Origin of the sequence: Thalassospira sp. SN3W, from assembly GCF_038070535.1 — a bacterium.
GTDB classification, from domain to species: Bacteria; Pseudomonadota; Alphaproteobacteria; order Rhodospirillales; family Thalassospiraceae; genus Thalassospira; species Thalassospira xiamenensis.
This window is the reverse complement of record NZ_CP121124.1, coordinates 544,872-566,671: the sequence shown is the minus strand read 5'-3', so window position 1 is coordinate 566,671 and position 21,800 is coordinate 544,872. Positions and strand designations below refer to the sequence as shown.

28 protein-coding genes and 2 pseudogenes are annotated in these 21,800 nt (G+C 50.5%); 20 read left to right on the top strand and 10 right to left on the bottom strand.

Going from position 1 to position 21,800, the window contains the following annotated elements:
• From P8T57_RS02435 to P8T57_RS02405, 7 genes are all read right to left on the bottom strand, one after another.
• Positions 1-450 carry a c-type cytochrome gene (locus tag P8T57_RS02435; RefSeq protein ID WP_341364461.1) on the bottom strand — a complete coding sequence of 150 codons (450 nt, stop codon included), beginning with the start codon at positions 448-450 and terminating at the stop codon, positions 1-3.
• Positions 451-559: 109 nt separating this feature from the next.
• Complete coding sequence (locus P8T57_RS02430) at positions 560-895, bottom strand: YHS domain-containing protein (RefSeq protein WP_211219034.1); 336 nt, start codon at positions 893-895, stop codon at positions 560-562.
• A 551-nt stretch (positions 896-1,446) separates the two neighbouring features.
• Positions 1,447-2,646, bottom strand: coding sequence for a hypothetical protein (locus tag P8T57_RS02425; RefSeq protein WP_341364460.1), 1,200 nt, complete (start codon positions 2,644-2,646; stop codon positions 1,447-1,449).
• Between the two features lie 70 nt (positions 2,647-2,716).
• Positions 2,717-3,439 (bottom strand): copper resistance protein B, encoded by a 723-nt coding sequence (locus tag P8T57_RS02420; protein ID WP_022733249.1) that lies wholly within the window; start codon positions 3,437-3,439, stop codon positions 2,717-2,719.
• Positions 3,440-3,441: 2 nt separating this feature from the next.
• Entirely contained in the window at positions 3,442-5,124 is a 1,683-nt protein-coding gene (locus P8T57_RS02415; protein ID WP_341364459.1) for a copper resistance system multicopper oxidase, read from the bottom strand.
• Positions 5,125-5,202: 78 nt separating this feature from the next.
• Positions 5,203-5,769 carry a plastocyanin/azurin family copper-binding protein gene (locus tag P8T57_RS02410; protein WP_082822664.1) on the bottom strand — a complete coding sequence of 189 codons (567 nt, stop codon included), beginning with the start codon at positions 5,767-5,769 and terminating at the stop codon, positions 5,203-5,205.
• Between the two features lie 154 nt (positions 5,770-5,923).
• The gene (locus tag P8T57_RS02405) at positions 5,924-6,280 is read right to left on the bottom strand and encodes a hypothetical protein (protein WP_139834769.1); all 357 of its coding nucleotides are present in this window, start codon (positions 6,278-6,280) and stop codon (positions 5,924-5,926) included.
• 355 nt (positions 6,281-6,635) lie between these two features.
• On the opposite strand from P8T57_RS02405, the gene P8T57_RS02400 reads away from it, so the two are divergent.
• The 15 genes from P8T57_RS02400 (at position 6,636) to P8T57_RS02330 (ending at position 16,901) form a co-directional block, all read left to right on the top strand.
• Positions 6,636-6,965: a hypothetical protein gene (locus P8T57_RS02400; RefSeq protein WP_063089330.1), complete on the top strand. Its 330-nt coding sequence runs from the start codon at positions 6,636-6,638 to the stop codon at positions 6,963-6,965.
• A 350-nt stretch (positions 6,966-7,315) separates the two neighbouring features.
• Positions 7,316-8,272 (top strand): hypothetical protein, encoded by a 957-nt coding sequence (locus P8T57_RS02395; protein WP_197464518.1) that lies wholly within the window; start codon positions 7,316-7,318, stop codon positions 8,270-8,272.
• Positions 8,273-8,286: 14 nt separating this feature from the next.
• Positions 8,287-8,775, top strand: coding sequence for a DUF411 domain-containing protein (locus P8T57_RS02390; RefSeq protein WP_196871077.1), 489 nt, complete (start codon positions 8,287-8,289; stop codon positions 8,773-8,775).
• A complete protein-coding gene (locus P8T57_RS02385) occupies positions 8,768-8,926 on the top strand; it encodes a hypothetical protein (RefSeq protein WP_022733241.1) in 159 nt (52 codons plus the stop codon). Before P8T57_RS02390 ends, P8T57_RS02385 begins: the two co-directional genes overlap by 8 nt.
• Entirely contained in the window at positions 8,923-9,408 is a 486-nt protein-coding gene (locus P8T57_RS02380; RefSeq protein WP_063089329.1) for a cytochrome c, read from the top strand. The genes P8T57_RS02385 and P8T57_RS02380 overlap by 4 nt, the downstream gene beginning before the upstream one ends.
• On the top strand, positions 9,405-10,010 hold the full coding sequence (locus P8T57_RS02375) for a DsbE family thiol:disulfide interchange protein (RefSeq protein WP_063093935.1): 606 nt from the start codon (positions 9,405-9,407) through the stop codon (positions 10,008-10,010). The genes P8T57_RS02380 and P8T57_RS02375 overlap by 4 nt, the downstream gene beginning before the upstream one ends.
• Positions 10,007-10,609: a TlpA disulfide reductase family protein gene (locus tag P8T57_RS02370; protein WP_223305185.1), complete on the top strand. Its 603-nt coding sequence runs from the start codon at positions 10,007-10,009 to the stop codon at positions 10,607-10,609. Before P8T57_RS02375 ends, P8T57_RS02370 begins: the two co-directional genes overlap by 4 nt.
• Positions 10,610-10,622: 13 nt before the next feature.
• On the top strand, positions 10,623-11,039 hold the full coding sequence (locus tag P8T57_RS02365; RefSeq protein WP_197464517.1) for a hypothetical protein: 417 nt from the start codon (positions 10,623-10,625) through the stop codon (positions 11,037-11,039).
• Positions 11,032-11,292, top strand: coding sequence for a hypothetical protein (locus P8T57_RS02360; RefSeq protein WP_063093933.1), 261 nt, complete (start codon positions 11,032-11,034; stop codon positions 11,290-11,292). Before P8T57_RS02365 ends, P8T57_RS02360 begins: the two co-directional genes overlap by 8 nt.
• Positions 11,293-11,354: 62 nt before the next feature.
• Positions 11,355-12,005 carry an SCO family protein gene (locus P8T57_RS02355; protein WP_063093931.1) on the top strand — a complete coding sequence of 217 codons (651 nt, stop codon included), beginning with the start codon at positions 11,355-11,357 and terminating at the stop codon, positions 12,003-12,005.
• The gene (locus P8T57_RS02350) at positions 12,002-12,451 is read left to right on the top strand and encodes a copper chaperone PCu(A)C (RefSeq protein ID WP_062956573.1); all 450 of its coding nucleotides are present in this window, start codon (positions 12,002-12,004) and stop codon (positions 12,449-12,451) included. The genes P8T57_RS02355 and P8T57_RS02350 overlap by 4 nt, the downstream gene beginning before the upstream one ends.
• Entirely contained in the window at positions 12,448-13,095 is a 648-nt protein-coding gene (locus tag P8T57_RS02345) for a hypothetical protein (protein WP_062956572.1), read from the top strand. Before P8T57_RS02350 ends, P8T57_RS02345 begins: the two co-directional genes overlap by 4 nt.
• A gap of 84 nt (positions 13,096-13,179) precedes the next feature.
• Positions 13,180-13,920: a cytochrome c biogenesis protein CcdA gene (locus tag P8T57_RS02340; protein ID WP_063093929.1), complete on the top strand. Its 741-nt coding sequence runs from the start codon at positions 13,180-13,182 to the stop codon at positions 13,918-13,920.
• A gap of 188 nt (positions 13,921-14,108) precedes the next feature.
• Positions 14,109-16,565, top strand: coding sequence for a heavy metal translocating P-type ATPase (locus tag P8T57_RS02335; protein ID WP_063093927.1), 2,457 nt, complete (start codon positions 14,109-14,111; stop codon positions 16,563-16,565).
• Between the two features lie 126 nt (positions 16,566-16,691).
• Complete coding sequence (locus P8T57_RS02330) at positions 16,692-16,901, top strand: hypothetical protein (protein ID WP_062956569.1); 210 nt, start codon at positions 16,692-16,694, stop codon at positions 16,899-16,901.
• Between the two features lie 133 nt (positions 16,902-17,034).
• Here the strand turns inward: P8T57_RS02330 and P8T57_RS02325 are convergent.
• Both P8T57_RS02325 and P8T57_RS02320 read right to left on the bottom strand, forming a co-directional pair.
• Positions 17,035-17,213 (bottom strand): annotated as a pseudogene (locus P8T57_RS02325) (signal peptidase II); the annotation flags it as partial.
• 5 nt (positions 17,214-17,218) lie between these two features.
• Complete coding sequence (locus P8T57_RS02320; RefSeq protein ID WP_062956568.1) at positions 17,219-18,115, bottom strand: cation transporter; 897 nt, start codon at positions 18,113-18,115, stop codon at positions 17,219-17,221.
• 80 nt (positions 18,116-18,195) lie between these two features.
• On the opposite strand from P8T57_RS02320, the pseudogene cadR reads away from it, so the two are divergent.
• A pseudogene (gene cadR, locus P8T57_RS02315) lies at positions 18,196-18,605 on the top strand (Cd(II)/Pb(II)-responsive transcriptional regulator).
• Between the two features lie 294 nt (positions 18,606-18,899).
• Here the strand turns inward: cadR and P8T57_RS02310 are convergent.
• Positions 18,900-19,316: a helix-turn-helix domain-containing protein gene (locus P8T57_RS02310; protein WP_062956567.1), complete on the bottom strand. Its 417-nt coding sequence runs from the start codon at positions 19,314-19,316 to the stop codon at positions 18,900-18,902.
• A gap of 75 nt (positions 19,317-19,391) precedes the next feature.
• On the opposite strand from P8T57_RS02310, the gene P8T57_RS02305 reads away from it, so the two are divergent.
• The 4 genes from P8T57_RS02305 to merA are packed head-to-tail and all read left to right on the top strand — an operon-like array spanning position 19,392 to position 21,800.
• Positions 19,392-19,781, top strand: coding sequence for a mercuric transporter MerT family protein (locus tag P8T57_RS02305; RefSeq protein ID WP_062956566.1), 390 nt, complete (start codon positions 19,392-19,394; stop codon positions 19,779-19,781).
• Positions 19,760-20,122, top strand: a complete 363-nt coding sequence (locus P8T57_RS02300) for a cation transporter (RefSeq protein ID WP_341364458.1) — start codon at positions 19,760-19,762, stop codon at positions 20,120-20,122. Before P8T57_RS02305 ends, P8T57_RS02300 begins: the two co-directional genes overlap by 22 nt.
• A gap of 3 nt (positions 20,123-20,125) precedes the next feature.
• Positions 20,126-20,377 carry a mercury resistance system transport protein MerF gene (gene merF / locus P8T57_RS02295; RefSeq protein ID WP_063093920.1) on the top strand — a complete coding sequence of 84 codons (252 nt, stop codon included), beginning with the start codon at positions 20,126-20,128 and terminating at the stop codon, positions 20,375-20,377.
• Between the two features lies 1 nt (position 20,378).
• The gene (merA, locus tag P8T57_RS02290; protein ID WP_063093918.1) at positions 20,379-21,800 is read left to right on the top strand and encodes a mercury(II) reductase; all 1,422 of its coding nucleotides are present in this window, start codon (positions 20,379-20,381) and stop codon (positions 21,798-21,800) included.

Genomic DNA, 21,800 nt, shown 5'->3' with positions numbered 1-21,800 from the left:
TCACATTTGATGTTGTTGGTACATAATGCCGTTTGCTTCCTGCAGCTCGCGTATATAACGAATGATCCGCGATACCTGTTCCGAACTTACCTGAGGTTGGGCTGGCATATCGCCGAAGGGCCAGTGATGTTGTTTCGCCCCGTTTTGAACAGCTAGATAGAATGCGCGATCTGAATGATGTCCCGGATTGTAGATTCTGTGCATCAGTGGCGGGCCTTGTTCCGTGCCTGTTGCATTGCGTCCGTGACAAGCAGCACAGTTCATATCGAAAAGCTGCTTTCCTACCATGGCTTCCTTGCTGAAACTGGGGAGCGCAATCCCGCTATCGGTCAGTTCAAGATCTTTGATGTCATCTTTCCCGGGCAGAAACGAATTCAGGGTCATGGCGATGATCCCTACTGCGAAAAAACCGATGACCAAATATTTTGACCAATTGATTTCTTTTTTCATTTTCTTCGGGCCTTTGTTTTATGCGTATGTATCAAATATTCGAAGACACGTGAGACCAAGTGGACTAGTTAACCTTGGTCAGGTTGGTGCGGCCTATGATTTCGCTGAACTAGCTTGGCGATACGTGAGTTTGTCGGTTAATTGCGCTGCTATCGACAGAGGTATCTGGCGACACTTCAAATTTCGAACGACAGGTGTCTGAACAGAAGTAGAATACTTCGCCACCATGAATGGTTGTTTTGGCGATGCGCGGATCGACAGTTTTATGACAAACCGGGTCAACGGCGGAATGAGGGTGCTCCCATCGGATCGCCTCAGCATGCCCGTCCGCTTGTTTCTTATTGTGGTTATGCTTTTTGTGGCCAAACATGTGAGCACCGCAACCAAAGCGCATCATCAATATGATGAAGGCTCCCCAAAGCAACCAACTGAGAATATTTTCCATTTCTCTTTGCCATCCCATAAATACCTTTAAGTGTGACTGTTCTGTCTGAAAACAGCATGGTGCAGAACACCGACGCTCGATCTGTACGCATGCCGTCGGCACGCGCAGAAACCAGAACAGTTATTCGCTATTTGTTTGGGAGGATCAGAATATGGGGGGCTGGAAAATCCATGACCGAGATACCGGTCGAAGGGACACGTCTTCTGTCCCGTTCTGTACAGGAGAAAACTCGGAAACCGGTAGGATAATCTCGGTAAGGACCGCTGATGTGGAGTGACAAGAAACCTGAGAGCAGCACGAAGTCAGGTCATGCTGGTGTTCAACGTCAAAACCACTGATTTCTGCAGAATGCGCAGGAAAAGAGCCAGTCGACGCGACTGCGATATGGGGAGCAAGCATTATAGCGCTTATCCCGACGAGCAGGATCAGTACGGCGCGTATAAGTGCTTGCTGTGCATTCATTGATCAAATCCCCTCTGGGCAGAAGGTAACACATATGCCCCTGAATATCGAGTTACGTTGACCTACCTCAACTATGGGTAAGTCTTTTTTTACCCTGCTTCAGATAGAACCGTTACATCTGCAAACTGATTGTCCGTAATCTCGATTTCCTTGGAGATGTAAGGTTTGATTTCGGCGTATCTGACGTGAGCATCGGCTTGCGCCTGATAGTAACGAAAGAGCTCTTTGAGCGGCGCGCCCATGTCTTTGTATGCAGTTAATACTGCGATTAGTGCTCCGAGCGTGAGGTCGCCCTTTATCACCAGATACCCCCCTATTGTGTAAAAGAAGAATGGCGTCATCTGAGATATAAAGTTGTTTAAAGACTTCATGGCGAACTTGTTTTTGTGGATAGAAAGACGAAGATCGTGAAGTCGTTTGTACGACCCGTAAATATCCCGAGCACTTGGCTGGTGGTCGTTTGAGATATTCCCGATCTTCTCCCCGAGAACCCTGACTTCTTTCAGCCGCGTTCGAGACAAAGCATTAATTTTCTTTTGAAATCTGGGAATGACAAAAATCTGAAGCGGCAACAGTGCTGTTGCGGCGATGCCCAAGACCAAATCTTGCACGAGCATGAAAGCCAGAATAGTCAGGAACGTGCCACCTTGTAACAAAGGTAATACAATGGACTCCGATGCATACCCAGCTACGGGCTCTACCTCCTGAACAATAACCGGAATTAATTCCCCGCCTCTGGGGGACGGCTTTCGAAAGCTGAATTTTGAGATATCGAGCCGTAGGCGGCGTGACATGTGTTCTGCCAATGCACCGGATTGCAAATTGACCTGGTATTTCAATCCACCATGTACGCCAATTGCCAAGAGGAACAGCATGCATAGTGCAAGCAACGTCTGCGTTTGTGACAGTTCTATACCCATATACATGATTGGGAAGTGTCCGGACTCTATGGCATTGTTGATGATTAGCTTCGGTAGTTCGAGACTCATGTAAAGTGCCGGTAGTGACGTTATTGCCAGCAGGCCCAGTTTTAGCTGTCGTTTCCATGATGCTCTGAATATGTACTGCAGGAGCGGTGTTCCGTTCTTTGAGAAGGACTTTTGAGCTTGCCACGCAAGAACAGATTTGCGGCGTTTTAAAAGCCTGTATCCCGTTGCACTGAGAATAATAATAAGTGCAACTGGAACCCCAAACACAACCAAATGGAAGACAAAATGAACCCACCAGTGTGCATCGCTTGATATGTAGTGCGTTAAACGGTGCCCCATATCGTGGACGATTTCCATCATCTGTGTCAGGTTCCTTCAAAAGGTTCGATAAAAACAGACAGGGAGGAAAATCCTCCCTGTCATATGAAGCTTAGAAAAGAAGGCGGAGACCGGTCACGAGGTAAGTTGCTTCGTAATCCTCGCCGTCGTCTTTTGCAAAGTCTGCGGTTTTGCCAAGTTTGCGTTCATAGGCAACCCCAATGTATGGTGCAACGGCTCGGTCGATTAGATCATAGCTAAGCCGCAGTCCGATTTCTGCGCTTGAAAACCCGCGCCCGACCTCAATTTCGCGATCCTCAGAGAATGCTGCATTCAGCTCAAGCGAAGGCGTGAGGATTAAACGATTGGTCAACAAGCCTTCGTACTCAACATCAAGTCGCGCACTACCGTCTCCGGTTTCGCTGACAAACAGGTCAGCGTCGACTTCAAACCATTGAGGAGCAAGCCCCATGATACCAACCGTTCCATACCAACGATCTGTTGTGCTTGGCGTATCCAGACGAATACCGGCCTTGGCATCAAAGAAGTCACTGATTGGTGTTTGCAGGACCAGCCTGTTCTCGAAGTTTTCGTAAAGGTCGTTTTTGAGATCACGCTCGCCTTCGCCTTGCCAGCGCAGCTTCAACTCATCGGTTCCGACAAATGCGTCACCATCCCAAACAAAGAGATTTTCGTCTTCATCACCTGATCGGTATTCAAACTGCTCCATTTGAATGCCATAGAAGATGTGATTGTCTGCTTTGGCAGTGAACGAGAAGGACAGGATCGTGGCAAGAACACCACCACCAATCGCGGCCAGTGTTAGGGTTTTCATTGTTATTGAACTCCATTCTCAAGTGCTGCGACGGCTGGACCGCCCTCAACAATCACTTTGCGGAACATTCCAGAAGCCATGTGATAGCTCAAATGACAATGGAACGCCCATTGCCCTGGTTCATCAACTTCGGTTTCCGAATAAACAGTCATGCCTGGATTGATATTGATGGTGTGCTTTACCGGATCCCATTTACCGTTACCGGTATCGAGGATTGACCACATCCCGTGCAAATGCATCGGGTGTGACATCATGGTCTCATTGACGAACTTGAACCGTACCCGTTCGCCATATTTCAAGCGGATAGGTTCTGCATCTTCGTATTTGACGCCATTGATCGACCAAGTATAGCGCTCCATGTTTCCCGTAAGACGCAGTTCAATTTCACGCGTTGCCGGCCGCTCCGGATACAAGGGCTTCTGTGCTTTCAAGTCGGCATAAGACAAGAACTTGCCGCCATTCGCTGCTTTTGGTGTCAAACCACTGCCAGCGGCATAGAAAGGATCATCTTTGGACATCGCCATCTGAGAGTGATCCATCCCGGCCATATTCGAATGGTCCATTCCAGCCATGCTGTTCTCGTTACCACTGCTCATTGAGGAATGGTCCATCCCGGGCATGTTCCCGTGATCCATCCCCATATCAGCCATTGTCAACAACGGAGCGTCCATGCGTCTGGCTGGCATTTCAGCTTTCAGCCCTTCTTGCGGCGACAGCGACCCGAATGCATAACCCGAGCGCCCCATCGATTCCGCCATGATTGCGTAAGGTTTATCTGCGGTCGGCTGAACAATCACATCGTAGGTTTCTGCAACCGAAATGCGGAATTCATCAACCTTGACCGGTTGAACGTTGTTGCCGTCGGCCTGCACAACAGTCATTTCAAGTCCCGGAATGCGGACGTCGAAGTAAGTCATGGCAGATGCATTGATGAAGCGCAGGCGCACACGTTCATTGGCCTTGAACAGGCCTGTCCAGTTCTGCTCTGGTGACTTTCCGTTGATCAGACCGACAAATCCCTGAACATCTTCGATGTCGGTCGGCATCATGCGCATGCTGCCCCAGTCACCACGTTCCGACAACGTCGCACCGAAGCCATTTTCAGAGACATCACTGATGAAATCGCCAAGGGTGCGTTGGTTGCGATTATAATAATCGGGCATCATTTTGAGGTTGCGCAAAATACGTGCGCCGGAATGCGGGTGCTTGTCTTTCAGGACAACCACATACTCCCGGTCGAACTTGAACGGTTCTCGCTTTTTGGGTTCGATAATGATCGAACCATACGCTCCGTCCGGCTCCTGAAAACCGGAATGGCTGTGGAACCAGTAGGTACCGCTTTGCGAGACTGGAATGCGATATGTGAATGTTTCACCAGGAGCAATTCCCGGAAAACTGATCTCAGGTACGCCATCCATCTGATAGGGGAGGATCAAACCATGCCAGTGAATGGACGTGCTTTCATCAAGATTATTAGTCACATTGATAACGGCCTCTTCACCTTCTCTCAGGCGCAAGGTCGGGCCGGGCGAAGATCCGTTATAGCCAATTGCTTTTGTTTTCATTTCCCCTGTGTCGATTGTTACGTAGTCGACTGACAGGTCATATGTTGCTGCGTTCGCTACTGATGACACAGCAATAACGCTTAGCGCACCGAGAAGGGCACTACCAAGAAACTTGTTCATTTTTTGATATCCTTTGAGCCGGGTGCGCCAGAGGGGATAGGTAGGGTTTCCCTCTGGCACAAGCCCCAAAAGCAGTGATTACTGCAGGCGTACTTTCCCAACCATGCCACTTTCATAATGGCCTGGCACGTTGCATGCGTACTCAAGTTCCGCATCTTTGGGGAAAGTCCAGATCACCTCTGCAGAATCACCCGGCTCCAAAAGCACACTATTCGGGTCGTTGTGCTTCATGGTTTTACCGTTCCCCATGTCCATTTCCATCATGTCCATGTTGATTTTGTCTACTTCAAGGGCTCCGTGTTCCATCATCATCATCATTTCTTCCTGATGATCTGCATGCATTGCTGCAGTTCCAATGTTGAATTCATGAACGAATTCACCCTTGTTTTCGATCAGAAAACGAACTGTTTCGCCACCTCGGACGATAATTTTCTCTTTGTCGTAAAAATTGTCTTCCATCGTGATTCTGATGGTGCGCCGCACATCAGATATCTCGCCTGGTGCCCCGATTTCCGATGCACCGTCATTATGACCGCCACTATGACCCGCACCCGCAAAGGCAGGTGACTGAAGACCGACAAGCGCGCCAAGAATAAAGGTTGAAACGCTAACGCGACGCATAAGGGAATTCTTGAAGTTGGGCATGTATATGCTCCTAATAGATATTCAGTAAGAAGGCCCTCGTCCCATGTTCAATCACGACAACAGTCTGCGCTGCTGTAATTCAGGCAAAACGCTGTTTCATTCGAGGAACAGTGATTGAACCAGGCAAAGGGATGTTCGGAAAATCTGAAATATCTCAGGAACGCGGAGGCTTGGCTCTAACGTCCAAACCTGCGGAAGTCAAAGTCAGGTCCTGATACCAGTATGTTACCGCAAGCACCGTTGGGCTGGAAGACAGAACACCTTCTACTTCTTTAACGAACGGGCCGCAAACCGCCATACCGCAAAGATCCGCATGCATGTCACGTCGATCATGTTGCGAGCTATCAGAAACATCGATCATGACGCCGTGATGATTGTCATGGCCATGTCCCGAACCTGCTTGCACACCCTCAACCCCCGACAGCAGAACTGTCATGGCTATCGCGATTGCAAGAAAGCAGGAAAGAATGCGCACGGAACGTTCCTTAGTGATGCATTGCAACATACGCAATATCGGGCTCCCCCGGTTTCGTCAAGTGGCAATATTGTGGCAAAGACAGACTATTTCACGAATTTACATCTGCTGCTTGAGCCATCAGCAAGGTGAAAACAATAGATTACTGCATTCGTCGCCATGAAATCACGTTATGCGCTACAGATGAACAACCTGTTGTGCTGAGTTATTCACTAATCTGCGGGTATGACTTGCTAACAATCAATTTATAGATGAAGCACAATCAAATCCTATTAAATGCTGCGTAACCCAACAATTCTCCTAGTCTCTGGATATGGGCACAGAGGTGCAGCAATAGGATTTACTGTAGTTCGATATAGACAGCATCGCATCCTTGGGATAGAAGTAAACCATGCTCAATCGCATCAGGTTTTTGACCATACTTTTGATAGCTGCTTTTGCCGTCGGGACAAGTTTCCAGACGGTCAATGCTGCTGTTATGGAGGTCGGGATGCCGATGGCGGAATTGGCAATGGACAATTGTCAGGATTGTTCTGGCAGCGGCGACATCATGCCGGACTGCGATATTGCGTGCCCTCAGGTATCAACTATCGCAATTTCGCCTGTACAAGTTGCAATACCTGCACTCGCCTCAGTCGAGCATTTCGGGCCGACAGGCAGCCTTACCGGCCGCTCAAACTCTCCCGATCCATTCCCTCCCAGAACCAACACTCTGAACTGATATCTCCTTAATCCGTTTTGGTTTGAGGATATCAGTGTCATGGGGCATCACCGCGATTTCTCATGACATGCTTCGTGCCCGCAATTTTTGTTGTGGGCCTTACAGCTTCTTCAGACAAGGTTGGAAATCATGTTTTCCGATCTACGGGTGCCAAAATGTCGGCTTTGGTCGGTATTTCTTGGCGCAGTCGCGACATGCACCAAAGCATAGCTTCAGCTTCACTCAACGAGCAGGCGGCAATCCGCCCCGGCCTTGAGCGTCCCGCTTTTACTGGTGCCCGGCCTCTGAAGATCAAACCTTATAGGATCATTGTGAGCGGGATTCGGATTACGTTCTGATGCTCCAACTCCTTGAGAAACTTGCATATGAAAAGAAATACCATAGTCGCGGGCTCTGTTTCCAGACGTGCGCTGCTTCGCGGTCTCGTGACATGTGCTGGCCTCTACCTGTTGCCAGCAACAACCCTTGCCGCGGTTAGTGAAAGCTCAAACAGTGCAATTGCTTTTGATAGCAATGCGCTGATTATTGCACGCGGGTCATTGCTTCTGTATCGCGATAGGGATCGAAACTGGATAACATTGCCGGAGATGTCGGCAGGTTCCATTCTCACACTTGCAACACATCCGGAACGGCCGGGCCGAGTTATTGGTGGTCTGGATACCGGCAGGATTGTTCTGTCTGTAGATGGCGGGAAAAGTTGGGACGTACGTGGGCAAGGACTGCCAAAAGCGGCAGTCACTGCCATCACAACTGCGGCGACAAACCCAGATACCATATATGCCGCCATTCGCGGTGACGGCTTATGGCAGAGCGATGATGCTGGTCAGTCATGGGTGTTTGTCATGGACCGGCCATGGTTAGCGAATGCCGAGCGAGATCTGACAGCACTGTCTTCAGTCGATCTGGCAACCGGAATGGGTGGGATCTGGCTATATGCCGGAACCGATACCGGTGTAACGCGTGTGCCGGATTGTTTCTGCCGTTGGCAGGATGTTCAGCCGGGCGATGCCATGGATGCTCTTGCGTCCGGAAAGCAGGCAACTCCCAAAGTACCCTTACCTGAGGGTGAACCTGTGAGTGCGCTGGTCAGTGCGGTATCGCGACCGGCCACACTTTATGCCGGATTGCCATCCGGAATTTGGCAATCGCAGGATGCGGGTGTCACCTGGTTAAAGCGTTCAGAAGTTATCGCAACAGCACTCGCGGTTCATCCGCTACGCGCTGATGATCTCGTAATTGTGAATAACGACGGGGTTTTACAAAGCCCAGACGGTGGCAGGACGTGGACCGCCATTGCGAACATATGATGATGGAGAAACAGATGAGAAAATTAGTGATTGTGACAGGTGTTGCGATTCTGGCTGTTGCCGGAAGTGCTGCATTTACAATGTTTGCTCCGGGAAAAGGAGAGGCGCAAACGAACGTGACAGTAGCTGGTGAGAGAAGCAAATCGATCACAATCTATCGGGACCCGAACTGCGGATGCTGTGATGCCTATGGCGAATATCTTGAGACCAATGGATATCAGGTTACCCGTGTCGATGATCGCGATTTCGACAAGCGATCCGTTGCCGCCGGTGTCCCGGAGCAAGGGCTGGGCTGCCATTTGGCCGAGATTGACGGATATGTCGTAAGCGGGCTGGTTCCCGCCGAGATCATTGAACGGATGCTTGATGAACGCCCGGATATAACGGGTATCACGCTGCCCGGCATGCCACCAAATGCGCCGGGCATGGCACGTGAAAAAACCGGGACGCTGAAAACCTATGCGTTCGGAGAGGACGGCATTGCCGTTTACGCCAATGAATGAGTGTTTTGGACAGATGATGGATGGTTCGATGATGGGTGGCCCGATGATGATGCTGATGATGGCAGGAGGCGGTCTTGTGTTTCTTCTGATCCTTGCGATCCTGATCATGAGCGTTCTCGCGTTGTTTAAATATCTTCGGGGCGGGAAATGAGTGCGGTATCGCCCGGATCAATGGTCACCGGATTAATGGCTGGCGTCGGCATGGCTTTGTTGTTCGGCGTGATGGATGCCAGCGCGAAGCCCGAGAATCTGACTTTTCTCGAAAAGCCGCTCACTCCGGAACAGATAGCACTGGGCAAGGATGACTATGTTGAATTTTGCGCATCGTGTCATGGCTCAAATCTTGAGGGGCAGAAAAACTGGAAGCGCCGCCTTGACACCGGGCGGATGCCCGCGCCGCCACACGATGCCAGTGGCCACACATGGCGCCATAGCGATCAGGAACTGTTTGCGATCACCAAGTTCGGGGTTGGCGCTGTCGTGCCGGGGTATGAGAGCGATATGCCTGCATTTGAGGATGTGCTGAGTGATGAGGAGATCATCGCGGTACTCGGTTATATCAAGAGTGTCTGGTCGGACGAAGAACGCGAATTCCAGCACAATCTCAATCTTAAAGACGGGAGGGCGAGATGATTGCAGTCCCCAAAGAACATCGCCCGCAGAAACGGTTCAACCGGCTGATCTATTTCTTACCGCTTGGCATAGCATTGATATTGGGTGTGGCCCTAGCGAAGGGATTAACTCTTGATCCCAACACACTCCCCTCTGCCCTGTTGGGTAGACAGGTCCCGGAATTTGACCTTCCACCGGTAAAAGGTCGAACACAAGGTTTGTCGAGTACAGATATCAGAGGTGAGGTGTCGCTGGTCAATGTTTTTGCCTCCTGGTGTGTTGCGTGTCGCGAAGAGCATCCCGTGTTTATGAAACTGGCTCGCGACGGCACCGTCCCACTGCATGGCCTGAACTATAAGGATCAACCTGACGACGCTGCAGAATGGCTCGATAGTCTTGGTGATCCCTATACGAGAACCGGCGCGGATATTAATGGACGTGTGGCGATCGACTGGGGCGTCTATGGCGTCCCCGAGACCTTCGTTGTCGATGCGAAAGGGAACATTGCATACAAGCATGTCGGGCCGGTGACGGAAAAAGTGATGGCCGAGACCATTCTGCCAAGGGTCGAAAAATTGCGTAATGAGGCCTCAGGTGCCGGAACTGCGGAGGCACCTCGATGAAGAGCCTCTTAGTGCATATGAACCTGAAAGTGGGGTTTGCCGCTGGCATCATACTGGTGGTTGTTACCACATTGACCATAGTTTCGTTACGCAACGAGAAGAATGTCACCGATCAGGCAGCGGACAATGTAAGGCAGAGTCAACAGCGCTCGTTTGTCATGCATGATGCTCCCCGGCCTCTTCCCGAGTTCGGGTTCGAAAACGTCGAAGGTCAACCCATGACATTGAGTGATTTCGAGGGAACGGTCGTCTTGCTGAATGTCTGGGCTACTTGGTGTGTTCCATGCCGGGAGGAAATGCCGACTCTGGATGCCCTGCAGGCCGAACTCGGCAGTTCGGAGTTCAAAGTCGTTGCCTTGTCGATCGACCGGGCCGGAGTGGATGTCGTGCAGGATTTCTATACCGAAATCGGTATCCGGAATCTGGACTTCTTCATCGATCCAACCATGAAAACCACGACGGCTCTGGGTATCCCCGGTTTACCGACGACGCTTCTGATTGACAGGAACGGCCGCGAGCTTGGTCGACTTGTCGGACCGACCGAATGGGCGACAGCAGAGATGATAAAATTTCTTGAAACCCACATCTACACCGATTGAGGAAGGATCCCCTATGACTGAAATACAACGGACCAAATCCGGCAATACCTCGCTTGGACATGACGTGGTTCATGCCGTTCGATACTACCTGAAGGGACGTCGCGGTTTGCTCGTGCTGGCAGGAACCGCACTTGTCGCCGGACTTGCATTTAACTGGAGCTGGCTGGTTGCCGCCGGCATCGCGCCTTTGCTCCTCTCCGTTCTGCCGTGCGTAGCGATGTGTGCGCTGGGTTTATGCATGAACAAAAAGGCCTGTTCGTCGAAAAAGAGCGCCAGCGATATCGCCCCTTCCTCCGATGAAATCCCGAAAAACAGTCTTCCCGGCAATGAGGCCGGAAGGTCCCCGGCTGCATCAGGCGCAAATATAGCGTCTTTAACTCCGCAGTCGGGACATGAGTCCACAACCGAAAGGAATGTTAAAGATGCGTAAGTCAATCAAACTCACCGCTATTGCCACAATGATGGTCGCGGGACTGGCGACAACAGCCCTTTATGCCCAGGAAGCCCAAACTCCGGACATGCAATCCCCGATGATGGAGCATGACGGCAATTCCGGCATGGGGGATATGCAGGGCATGATGGGTATGATGAAGATGATGAGCCAGATGGGTCCGATGATGGAGCAGTGTACTGAAATGATGGCTGCAATGACCGATCAAATGCCGAAGCCTTCCGACAAATAACATCGTGACATGACACCCGCCCGGGACAAATACCCGGGCGGGATTTTCTACGGGATCGTTTCATGACATCGCATAATTTCAACCGGTTACGTTTCATCCGTTCTATATTATGGGGGATGGTTGTTCTTGCTGCCCTGCTCTTTGGCGGCGCATATATCTTCCAGGCTTCCGACCGCAAGCAAATGTCGTCGGGGGCCGAAGGGACGGGAGAAGCCGCCATTCACTCTGATTTTTCCTTGACCGATCATCAGGGAAACCGTGTGACCGAAGCAAGCTTTCCGGGGCGTTGGCAACTTGTCTTTTTTGGTTTCACACACTGCCCTGATGTTTGTCCGACCACACTTGCCTATATGGCGGATGCGCTTGACCGAATGGAATCCGAAGCCGACCGTGTGGCACCGATATTCATTACAATTGATCCGGTACGCGATACACCTGATGTCATGGCTGAATATGTCGAGGCCTTTCATCCGGCGCTGATCGGATTGACCGGTAGTAAGGAGGATGTCGCTGCAGCCGCCGAGGCTTTTCGGGTCTATTACGAAAAGTTGGACGACGATACAGCACCGGACGGCTATTTGATGGCCCATTCCGGGCATCTTTATCTGATGGCACCGGATGGGCGTTACCTGACTGTCTTTCGTGAAGGAGATCAGCCGGCAGAAGACATGGCAATCCGGATTCTCGCGATCATGAATGGGAGTACAATATGAAAAGAACAGCCATCGCCCTCGTCATGACCTTGCTATCAGCACTACCGGTTTCTGCCGGAAACCTTGTCGAAATATCTGACGCCTGGGCACGTGCCACGATTCTGACATCCCGTCCGGGTGTGGCATATCTTACGATCACAAGCGCTGCGACCGACCGCCTTCTGGAAATCACCACAGCTGTGGCCGACCATGTGATGATACATGATGTCGTCACGGTCGATGATGTTCGCCGGATGCGACATGTCATGGCTCTGGATGTTCCGGCCAACCGCCCGGTCACTCTGGCGCCGGGGGCAATGCATCTCATGTTGACGGGATTGCATGAAAAACTCCGTGAAGGTGAGAAGTTTCCCATGACATTGCGCTTTGAAAACGCAGGCGAGATTAGCATTGACGTCGCCATTCTTGGCATAGCTGCCGCCGGGCCGCAGGGGGAAACAGAATGATCCGGTGGTTGTTTTTGATCCTGGCGTTGACGGCCTCACCAGCTTTTGCGAATCATCCCGGTGAACACCTTGACGAGGTGATGGCGGATAAAGAGCCATATTTTGAGGTGACAAACACCGGAAAGGTTCCAGAGATAGAACTTTTTAACCAAAATCAAGGTCGCTTTAATTTGAGCGACCTTGATGATCAGATACTTATTTTAAGTTTTGTGCCAAGGGATTGTGGTGCAGCCTGTGCAGAACAGCAAACCCTACTGGCGTCCTCTCAGGCGAGGCTGAATATTAGCCCGATGCGGGAAATGGTCACGTTCATTACCGTTCATTCCGAAGATTTTTCAGATACTCCTTCTTGGGATCTGGTGAACTGGCGGCCTGTTATGCCGTCTTCGGATATCAGTGCTGTAACTGTTGCCGATAAATTCGCCAAATTGAGCCAGCGTGACGGGTCTGCGCCGATGATTCATATTATCGATCGGAATACCCGCCATGCCGGTATTTTTCACGGCACGAGTTTCAATCAGATGAATCTGATCCTTTACGTGAACGGATTGACAAACGCTGTCCACCCCCCAAAGCCGCCTGTTGAAAAGGGGTGGCTCGATCAGTTAACAGACTGGTTCTCAAAAGTAGGAAAAGAGCCCTGAACAAAGATAGGCTTAGCACTGTTTGGTTAGCTGACCTTCCTGTTCTCTGAATACTTGGTTCCTGATTTTACGGAATACAGATTAATGCCTGAACTTTCCAATATCGGCATAATAAGCGCGTTCGCCGCAGGCCTCATATCGTTTCTCTCGCCATGCGTGCTGCCTCTGGTTCCCGGATATATCTCCTATATCGCGGGTGGTGCCTCTCTTTCGACCAGAACGGAGGCAATCCGAGTTGGTCGATTGTCATCTCTTGGTTTCAGCCTGTGTTTCGTTTTGGGCTTCACCACGGTTTTCGTCCTTCTGGGGGCCAGTGCAACAGCACTTGGTCAGGTCCTGCTCGGGTACCGGTTCGAGATGAATCTGATTGGTGGCGGCATTGTCATTCTGTTCGGGCTGTTCATGCTGGGAACGCTCCGTCCGGCGTGGATGATGCGAGAAGCACGCTTTCATCTTGATCTGCCTGGTGGGCGTGTGACTTCGGCATATGTGCTTGGGCTTGCTTTTGCGTTCGGGTGGACGCCCTGCATTGGCCCTATTCTCGGTGCCATTCTGACTGTCAGCGCCGCGTCGGCAACTGTCAGCGATGGTATTGCTTTGCTGATCGTATATTCCGTGGGGCTTGGTGTGCCGTTTCTCTTGGCAGCACTGCTTACCGAGAGTCTGTCTGTCAGATTGAAATCCATAGGACGCTTTGGGCGTTATCTCCGTGCAGCGGCGGCCTTGATCATGATTGCTATGGGGACGGCGATGATGACCGGTTATATGTCCGCCTTTGCGTTCTGGCTGCTGGAAACATTCCCGCTTTTGGGGCGCATTGGTTGACGGGCCAGGAAGAACCTTCCAACACTTAATGGCTTTCTTAGCAGTGACTTGTGCGCGCTATTTTTTGCCGAAAAATTGGAAGAAAACAGCAAAGTACACGTCGTGTGAGACACTTCGAACAAAATACTTGACCTTCCAGTGACTGGAACCTTCATGCTTGCTTAAACAGCAGACAATCAGAGGTTCAGATGCAAAACCATAATCACGTGCAAATAAAACTTGATGGCATAACCTGCTCCTCTTGCGTAGCAAGAATCGAGCAAACTCTATCCGCGATGAAAGGTGTCGGAGAAGTATCGGTCAATCAGGCGAATGAGACAGCCCGAATGAAGGTCGACAAGGCGCAAAGGCTTGTCGAGATTGCTCAAGCGCTTCAGAAACTTGGTTATGCCCCCCAATATGGCAACGTAACTCTAAGTGTGAATTCAATGTCATGCGCCTCTTGTGTTAATCGCATCTCAAAGTCGCTTGGCCAAGTCACCGGCGTAATAGACGTAGCCGTCAACCTTCCAGCTGAGACTGTAGCGGTGAAATTCCTACAGAATGTTGTCTCTCCGACTGAATTGTCCTCCCAACTGACTGCTTCCGGTTATCCATCTGAGATCAAAGAAACAACGGACAGTTCTATCAAGAATAAACAGGTTGCGCGTGAAATAGCCTACCGTACGCTTTGGGCTGCTTTGCTAACTCTGCCTATTTTTCTGACCGAAATGGGCGGTCATATCATCCCGGAACTTGCTAATGTTATCGAAAGCACGATCGGGCAGCAAACTTACTGGACGCTGCAATTTATCTTAACAACAGCAATTCTTGCCGGGCCGGGCAGATACTTCTTCATCAGAGGTGTCCCTTCTCTTCTGAAAGGTTCTCCAGATATGAACAGTCTGGTCGCACTCGGAACGGGAGCGGCTTATATATTCTCTACCGTTTCCACATTTCTTCCTGAACTTATACCTGTGGAAGTTCGCGCAGTATATTTCGAAGCCGCAGCAGTCATCATTGTTCTCATCCTGCTTGGCCGTTTTCTGGAAGCCCGTGCAAAGGGGAGGACTGGAGCGGCGATCCAAAAACTTCTGGGACTTCAAGTTATAGAAGCACGAGTACAACGCGATGGCGAAAGCGTCATTGTTCCTGTTGATGACCTTCAAGTTGGCGATGTTATTATAGTGCGCCCGGGTGAACGAATCCCGGTTGATGGTGTAATTGTTGAGGGAAACAGTCATATTGACGAGAGCATGATAACGGGCGAGCCAATTCCTGTTGCCAAACAAGCTGATTCAAAAGTCACAGGAGGAACCGTGAATGGTGCAGGAGGCTTCAGTTTTCGCGCAACTCGTGTTGGTGAAGACACAACATTATCGCAAATAATTCGGATGGTTGAAGAAGCCCAATCCACCAAACTTCCCATTCAGAGTCTGGTTGATCGCGTAACTCAATGGTTTGTACCTGCAGTCATGTTTTTTTCTGCACTAAGTGTCTTGGCATGGTTTTTGTTCGGTCCTGAGCCAGCCGTTACAATGGCGTTGGTGGCAGGTGTTTCTGTTCTAATAATAGCCTGTCCTTGCGCAATGGGGTTAGCCACACCAACCTCCATCATGGTTGGAACAGGTCGTGCAGCTGAAATGGGTATTTTGTTTCGCAAGGGAGACGCACTTCAGGAACTTCGTTCCGTTCAGATCGTTGCGCTCGACAAGACTGGTACTTTGACGGAAGGGCGGCCAGAGGTAACCGATTTTGTGGTTGCTCAAGGCTTCACAAAACTTGAAGTTTTAAGGTATGTAGCTGCTGTTGAAGCCAGATCGGAACACCCGATTGCCAACGCAATCGTATCTACGGCGCGCCGTGAGAATATTGACGCAGACCAACCAGTTACAGATTTCACCTCATTCACTGGTTACGGCGTCCGAGCAAAGGTTGATGATGCAACTGTCCTAGTTGGAACTGAACGCCTGATGCGACGAGAACAGATTGATCTCAAAGATTTTCCTGCAGTTGTTCAAAAGCTCTCACGAAACGGGCGAACAGCATTGTACGCAGCAATTGACGGACAGGTTGCTGCTGTTATCGGAGTGTCAGATCCTGTAAAGCCTTCAAGCAGGGACGTGATAAAAGCGCTTCACAGCCTTGACCTGAAAGTCGCAATGATAACAGGTGACAGTCTTGAGACTGCACAGGTAATTGCAGAGGAAACTGGAATTGATCATGTAGTTGCTGGAGTGTTGCCAGACGGCAAGGTTGCGGCCTTGAATGATCTTCGTGGAGAGGGGCGGAAGATTGCATTTGTTGGTGACGGTATTAATGACGCACCTGCTCTCGCTCATGCCGATGTTGGGATCGCGATAGGCACAGGCACTGACGTGGCAATTGAGTCGGCAGATATTGTTCTGATGTCTGGCGATCTTGGCGGCGTCATCAATGCCTTTGAAGTATCCAACCGGACGATGCGAAACATTCAGCAAAATCTGTTTTGGGCTTTTGGCTATAACACCGCACTTATCCCTGTTGCTGCAGGTCTGCTTTATCCTTTCTCTGGAATTCTGCTCACTCCTGTTCTCGCAGCAGGCGCAATGGCGTTGTCTTCGGTCTTTGTTTTAACAAATGCATTGCGGCTCCGTAAAATTGTGCCGGTAATGCGTATGTTGTGATCGCGTGATTGGATTGAGAAAGAACTGAAAAGTTCTATTAGATCGTGAGTGCGTCAAAGTACCGGTAGGAGAAGTTCTTCTCGGCAAGAACCTCTCTTACCCAATACCGGATTAAGGAGCGATTAAATGACGACCTCAAGTGATGAACAATTGGAGTATGTAGTTTTGCATGCTTTCAAACATGCCTGCAGCTGCGAAAGGCTTGATATTGCCGAATTTATGCTAAGAGCCCTTGAAAAGCTTGATCAGGAGCGAACGGAACATGACACCGTGGATCGTCCATTGATGGATGCGTATCGTGATTTGACGGCAAGCTCACAGCATCACAATAATTGATAGCTGGGGTGGTAAGGTCAATTGGAACACTTGAATTAACATTTCAAAGTATCCTTCATCTTTCAGCAAACCGAGTTTCACATGGCACGGCTTGATTCGTGTGAAGAAGAGTTGGTGGTTTTCTCAATTGGCAACTGAATGCAGCACAGGTGTTCCATGTCTGCACCCAATTAAAGAACGGGGTACAGAAACAGACTCGCCATAGGCCATTGATTGTTGCCCCAGACATTTTATCGCCTGATCCGACGCAGGAAGTACGCCAGAAATGGGCAATAGGTCATGCCGTGAGCGATTTTTGCCCGCAACGGACACTGCTCTTAACCCTTGATAGCCAGAATGCGTTTGGCGCCGTTCAGTACAATGACCCCGGCGATGGTGCCGATGATCAGGTCCGGATAATTGGACCCGGTCCACGCGACCAAAACGCCGGCGGTGATGACCCCCAGATTGATCACCACGTCATTGGCCGAGAATATCCAGCTTGCCTTCATGTGCGCCCCGCCCTCCCGATGTTTGGATATGAGCAGCAGACAACTGGCATTGGCAATCAATGCGACGAATGCGATAGCCATCATCACCAACGATTCAGGCTCACTGCCAAATACAAAGCGTCTCACCACCTCCGCTAGTGCTCCAACAGCCAGAATTAGCTGCAGAACACCAGCAAGATGCGCGGCACGCACCTGCATTCTTATGCTATGCCCAACAGCATAAAGGGCGAGCCCGTATACCGCCGCATCTGCGAAATTATCAAGAGACTCACTAATTAGGCCAGTGGACTGGGCTGCCAGGCCGGAAATCATTTCTATTAGAAATAGGAGTGCATTGATGCCAAGCAACCAGCGCAGGGTGCCTGCTTCTTGTTTGATAGAGGTAGTTGAGGCTTCGGCGGTCTTGATGGTCTCTGGATCGGCTGCGGTGCTTTCCTGAAGCGTAGCGCCTAGCCCCAAGGTCTCCAACTTTGTAGTGATAGCGGCAACTTCGCCATTGTGTACGACCTCCAACTGGTGGTTCGACAAGTCGAAGGACAAGGTCTGAATCTCCTTAAGGCCATTCAGGGCGAGGCGGATTATTCGTTCTTCTGACGGGCAGTCCATTTTTGGCACTGCATAAATACTGATCCATTGCTCTGATGCTTCGAAGGCGTTCGGTTCATCGGTATTCGATGGCGGAGGTGCATCACTACCAGAAAGGCTATCACAGAATATACTCATGACATGGTTCCACTTTAAATTACAGTGTTACCATTCAAAACTATATAGTAACTATAAGGTCAATAGGGTGGAGAGGACAAATGCGCATTGGTCAGTTGGCACGGTTAGTAGAGATCGACACACAAACAATCCGCTTCTATGAACAGCAGGGCCTATTGCCGTCGGTAGGGCGGAGAGAAAACGGCTACCGCGTCTATACCAAAAAAAGCATGGTCAACGGTTGAGATTTATCCGTCGCTGCAGAATTCTGGGTCTATCTCTGGCGGAGATTTCCGAACTACAGCAGCATCAGGATGAGCCTCATCAGCCTTGTAATGCGGTCAACGTTTTACTTGATGATCACATATCTCATGTGCAATCACAGATTGCCACTCTACAAGCGCTAGAAATACAACTCGTTTCACTAAGAGAAAGTTGCAAAGATGGACGGGATGTAGAGGAATGTGGCGTTCTTTCTGGGATCAATGATAAAGAGACGCATAAGAGGTAGAGGGGTTTTACTGTGGAACAAACCGAAAAACCAATATTTTACTCTTGCCGATTTAATTATATAAACAGAAACTTTTTTGGTTTATCTTGCTAAATACTTCCTATTTTATATATTACTTGGGGCGTATCCTTTTTTGTAATCTGGCATTCCATCATAAGTTTTTGTTGATATTTAGCTCAAGGATTTGGGAATAATTGAAATTTACTTCATTTGTTGGCATGCTGACAATGTTGTAAAAAATTGATAACTGGCCTCTTTGTCCTTTTGATGAAGCCGAACTCACAAGCTACTACTTCAAACGTGGAACAAGGCTTCCAGAACAGGGCACTCAGGCACATCTTTTCCTGAACATTGAGCTGCCGTTTCCGCCAAAACCTGTTCGATCCGTTTCAGGTCATCAATTTTTGTGCGCACGTCAGCAAGATGGCTTTCCGTACGCTGTTTGACCTCCGAACATGTTTGCAACTGACCATCTATAAGAGTCAGCAACCCCCGGATATCTTCAATCGAAAAACCCAGATCACGGGCGCGCAGGATAAACCGCAACCGGGAAACATGTGTTTCGTCATACAGCCTGTAACCCGTTTTGCTGCGCCGCGGATCGGGCATCATGCCGGTCTTTTCATAATAGCGGATCGTTTCAAGATGACAGCCTGTCACCTTCGACAATTCTGCTCGCTTTAGTCGCCTCCCGGAATTGTGATCGTCCATGTGATCAAAACCTTCTTTAATCTGTAGCAGCTACAGACTGTATCTTAACTGCGAATCGAATTCGAGGTAAATCACATGAACGATATCAAATCGGACGACCTGTTGTCGGATGACGGGAAGCAGACAAAAAGAGGTCTGCTTGCAACTGGTGGAGTGGTCGGAGCCATTCTTGCATCCGCCTGCTGTGTCGCACCACTCCTGCTTCTGATGCTGGGGGTGTCGGGGGCCTGGATCGGCAATCTGACGGCTCTTGAACCTTACAAACCACTCTTCGCGACGGTGGCTCTGATATTTATCGGGCTGGGGTTCTGGCAGGTCTATTTCAAGACCAAGCCAGCTTGTGACGACGGGTCTTACTGCGCCCGTCCGGAATCCGCACTGATCACCAAAGCCGCCCTGTGGTTCTCAACCGTGCTGGTGGGATTGGCCCTGACAATCAACTGGTGGGCACCGCTGTTCTATTAGGAGAAATCGAGATGAAACGAACAGGCATTATTCTGGCCGGGGCATTTGCCCTGGGACTGGCTGTCATATATCCGGGAGGCTACCTCCCAACTGCGGCGCTTGCTGCCAGCGCCACAGCGCAGGATGAACAAACAACCGTTTTCGACATCGAAAACATGACCTGCGCCCTGTGTCCGGTGACGGTCAAAACCGCGATGGAAGCCGTCACCGGCGTAGAGGCCGTAGACGTCAACTTCGATAAAAAAACCGCAACTGTCACCTTCGACCCGTCAGTCGCCAATGTGGAAACCATCGGGATCGCTTCGACAAATGCCGGTTATCCGGCCAAGGCGCGGGATTAAATAATGCGTGGCAACACCATTTTCAAAACCGGGATCGTCGGAACAATTTTTGCTGTGATCTGCTGTTTCACACCAATCCTTGTTGTCTCGTTCGGGGCCCTTGGACTCTCGGCATGGCTGGGCTGGATAGACTATGTCCTCATACCCGGATTACTCCTGTTCATTGCCCTGGCACTGTACGGCTACCGACAACGAGCCCGTGCGCGCGCTTGCTGCGAGACCGATACACAACCAACCACCCGGAAAGGAAAATAATATGAACAATTGTTGTTCGACCGACAAACAGGAATATGACCTTGCTGTCATCGGCGCGGGTTCGGCCGGTTTTTCGGCGGCGATTACGGCCGCTGAACAGGGCGCAAGGGTCGCACTTATCGGCAAGGGAATGATTGGCGGCACATGCGTCAATGTCGGGTGTGTTCCCTCCAAAACCATGATCCGTGCCGCAGAGGCCGTGCATGGTGCGGGGGCCGCTGCGCGTTTTCCCGGCCTCTCCGGAAACGCTCATGTCGCTGACTGGCAGTCCCTGATCAAGGCTAAAGAGGATCTGGTTTCCGGTTTGCGTCAGAAGAAATATATCGATCTGCTGCCCGAATATGATGGTATCGATTATCTCGAAGGGGACGTTATATTTAATGACACCGGTCTTCTGCTTGACGGCAAAAAGCTTGTTGCAAGAAAGACAATCATTGCAACCGGCACATCCCCGTCATTTCCCGATATTCCAGGCATTGAGAATGTCCCCTGTCTGACCAGTACAACGGCACTTGAACTTGATCAGCAGCCACGATCACTTCTCGTGATTGGCGGCGGATATATCGGTTGTGAACTGGCTCAGATGTTTGCACGGCTCGGCAGCTCGGTTACGCTGGTGACACGGTCACGGCTTCTTCCCGAAGCAGAACCGGAAATTGCTGCATCGCTCACTCAGGAGTTAAGGAATGAAGGGGTATCCGTTCGCACGGGCCTCACCTACGAGAGGGTTGAACGGAAGAATGATAAAACGGAACTGACCATTAACGTTGATGGCCAGGCCGAGGTTCTTTTTGCTGAACATATCCTGGTAACGACAGGCCGTAAGCCGAATACAAACGGATTAGGCCTCGAAACGGCCGGAATTGAAGTAAATTCGAATGGCGGAATTGTTGTGGACGCGTACATGCGGACGACGCGTCCTGATGTATATGCTGCGGGCGATGTGACCGGGCGCGACCAGTTCGTTTATATGGCAGCTTATGGCGCCAAACTTGCGGCAATAAATGCCTATAACCGTGACGAACAGACATATGACAACACAACGATGCCCTGGGTTGTCTTCACTGATCCACAAGTTGCTGGCGTAGGTCTCTCCGAGGTTCAGGCACAGAAACGGGGCTTTGTGGTCAAGACATCTGTCGTGCCGCTTGATCTGGTGCCCAGATCACTTGCCGCCCGTGATACACGCGGTTTGATAAAACTCATTGCAGATGAAGCAACTGACCGCTTGCTGGGCGCTCAGATACTGGCACCCGAGGGCTGTGACAGCATTCAGACAATGGCGCTGGCCATACGGTTTGGGATGACCGCCCAAGAACTTGGCGACACGATTTTTCCCTATCTGACCACAGTCGAGGGCCTGAAACTTGCCGCTCAGGGCTTTGCGAGAGATGTCGCCAGACTGTCCTGTTGTGCCGGGTAA

Coding starts and splice junctions, on each gene's coding strand:
- P8T57_RS02435 (WP_341364461.1), bottom strand. CDS start 450: ATGAAAAAAGAAATCAATTGGTCAAAATATTTGGTCATCGGTTTTTTC.
- P8T57_RS02430 (WP_211219034.1), bottom strand. CDS start 895: ATGGAAAATATTCTCAGTTGGTTGCTTTGGGGAGCCTTCATCATATTG.
- P8T57_RS02425 (WP_341364460.1), bottom strand. CDS start 2,646: ATGATGGAAATCGTCCACGATATGGGGCACCGTTTAACGCACTACATA.
- P8T57_RS02420 (WP_022733249.1), bottom strand. CDS start 3,439: ATGAAAACCCTAACACTGGCCGCGATTGGTGGTGGTGTTCTTGCCACG.
- P8T57_RS02415 (WP_341364459.1), bottom strand. CDS start 5,124: ATGAACAAGTTTCTTGGTAGTGCCCTTCTCGGTGCGCTAAGCGTTATT.
- P8T57_RS02410 (WP_082822664.1), bottom strand. CDS start 5,769: ATGCCCAACTTCAAGAATTCCCTTATGCGTCGCGTTAGCGTTTCAACC.
- P8T57_RS02400 (WP_063089330.1), top strand. CDS start 6,636: ATGCTCAATCGCATCAGGTTTTTGACCATACTTTTGATAGCTGCTTTT.
- P8T57_RS02390 (WP_196871077.1), top strand. CDS start 8,287: ATGAGAAAATTAGTGATTGTGACAGGTGTTGCGATTCTGGCTGTTGCC.
- P8T57_RS02385 (WP_022733241.1), top strand. CDS start 8,768: ATGAATGAGTGTTTTGGACAGATGATGGATGGTTCGATGATGGGTGGC.
- P8T57_RS02380 (WP_063089329.1), top strand. CDS start 8,923: ATGAGTGCGGTATCGCCCGGATCAATGGTCACCGGATTAATGGCTGGC.
- P8T57_RS02375 (WP_063093935.1), top strand. CDS start 9,405: ATGATTGCAGTCCCCAAAGAACATCGCCCGCAGAAACGGTTCAACCGG.
- P8T57_RS02370 (WP_223305185.1), top strand. CDS start 10,007: ATGAAGAGCCTCTTAGTGCATATGAACCTGAAAGTGGGGTTTGCCGCT.
- P8T57_RS02365 (WP_197464517.1), top strand. CDS start 10,623: ATGACTGAAATACAACGGACCAAATCCGGCAATACCTCGCTTGGACAT.
- P8T57_RS02360 (WP_063093933.1), top strand. CDS start 11,032: ATGCGTAAGTCAATCAAACTCACCGCTATTGCCACAATGATGGTCGCG.
- P8T57_RS02355 (WP_063093931.1), top strand. CDS start 11,355: ATGACATCGCATAATTTCAACCGGTTACGTTTCATCCGTTCTATATTA.
- P8T57_RS02350 (WP_062956573.1), top strand. CDS start 12,002: ATGAAAAGAACAGCCATCGCCCTCGTCATGACCTTGCTATCAGCACTA.
- P8T57_RS02345 (WP_062956572.1), top strand. CDS start 12,448: ATGATCCGGTGGTTGTTTTTGATCCTGGCGTTGACGGCCTCACCAGCT.
- P8T57_RS02340 (WP_063093929.1), top strand. CDS start 13,180: ATGCCTGAACTTTCCAATATCGGCATAATAAGCGCGTTCGCCGCAGGC.
- P8T57_RS02335 (WP_063093927.1), top strand. CDS start 14,109: ATGCAAAACCATAATCACGTGCAAATAAAACTTGATGGCATAACCTGC.
- P8T57_RS02330 (WP_062956569.1), top strand. CDS start 16,692: ATGACGACCTCAAGTGATGAACAATTGGAGTATGTAGTTTTGCATGCT.
- P8T57_RS02320 (WP_062956568.1), bottom strand. CDS start 18,115: ATGAGTATATTCTGTGATAGCCTTTCTGGTAGTGATGCACCTCCGCCA.
- P8T57_RS02310 (WP_062956567.1), bottom strand. CDS start 19,316: ATGGACGATCACAATTCCGGGAGGCGACTAAAGCGAGCAGAATTGTCG.
- P8T57_RS02305 (WP_062956566.1), top strand. CDS start 19,392: ATGAACGATATCAAATCGGACGACCTGTTGTCGGATGACGGGAAGCAG.
- merF (WP_063093920.1), top strand. CDS start 20,126: ATGCGTGGCAACACCATTTTCAAAACCGGGATCGTCGGAACAATTTTT.
- merA (WP_063093918.1), top strand. CDS start 20,379: ATGAACAATTGTTGTTCGACCGACAAACAGGAATATGACCTTGCTGTC.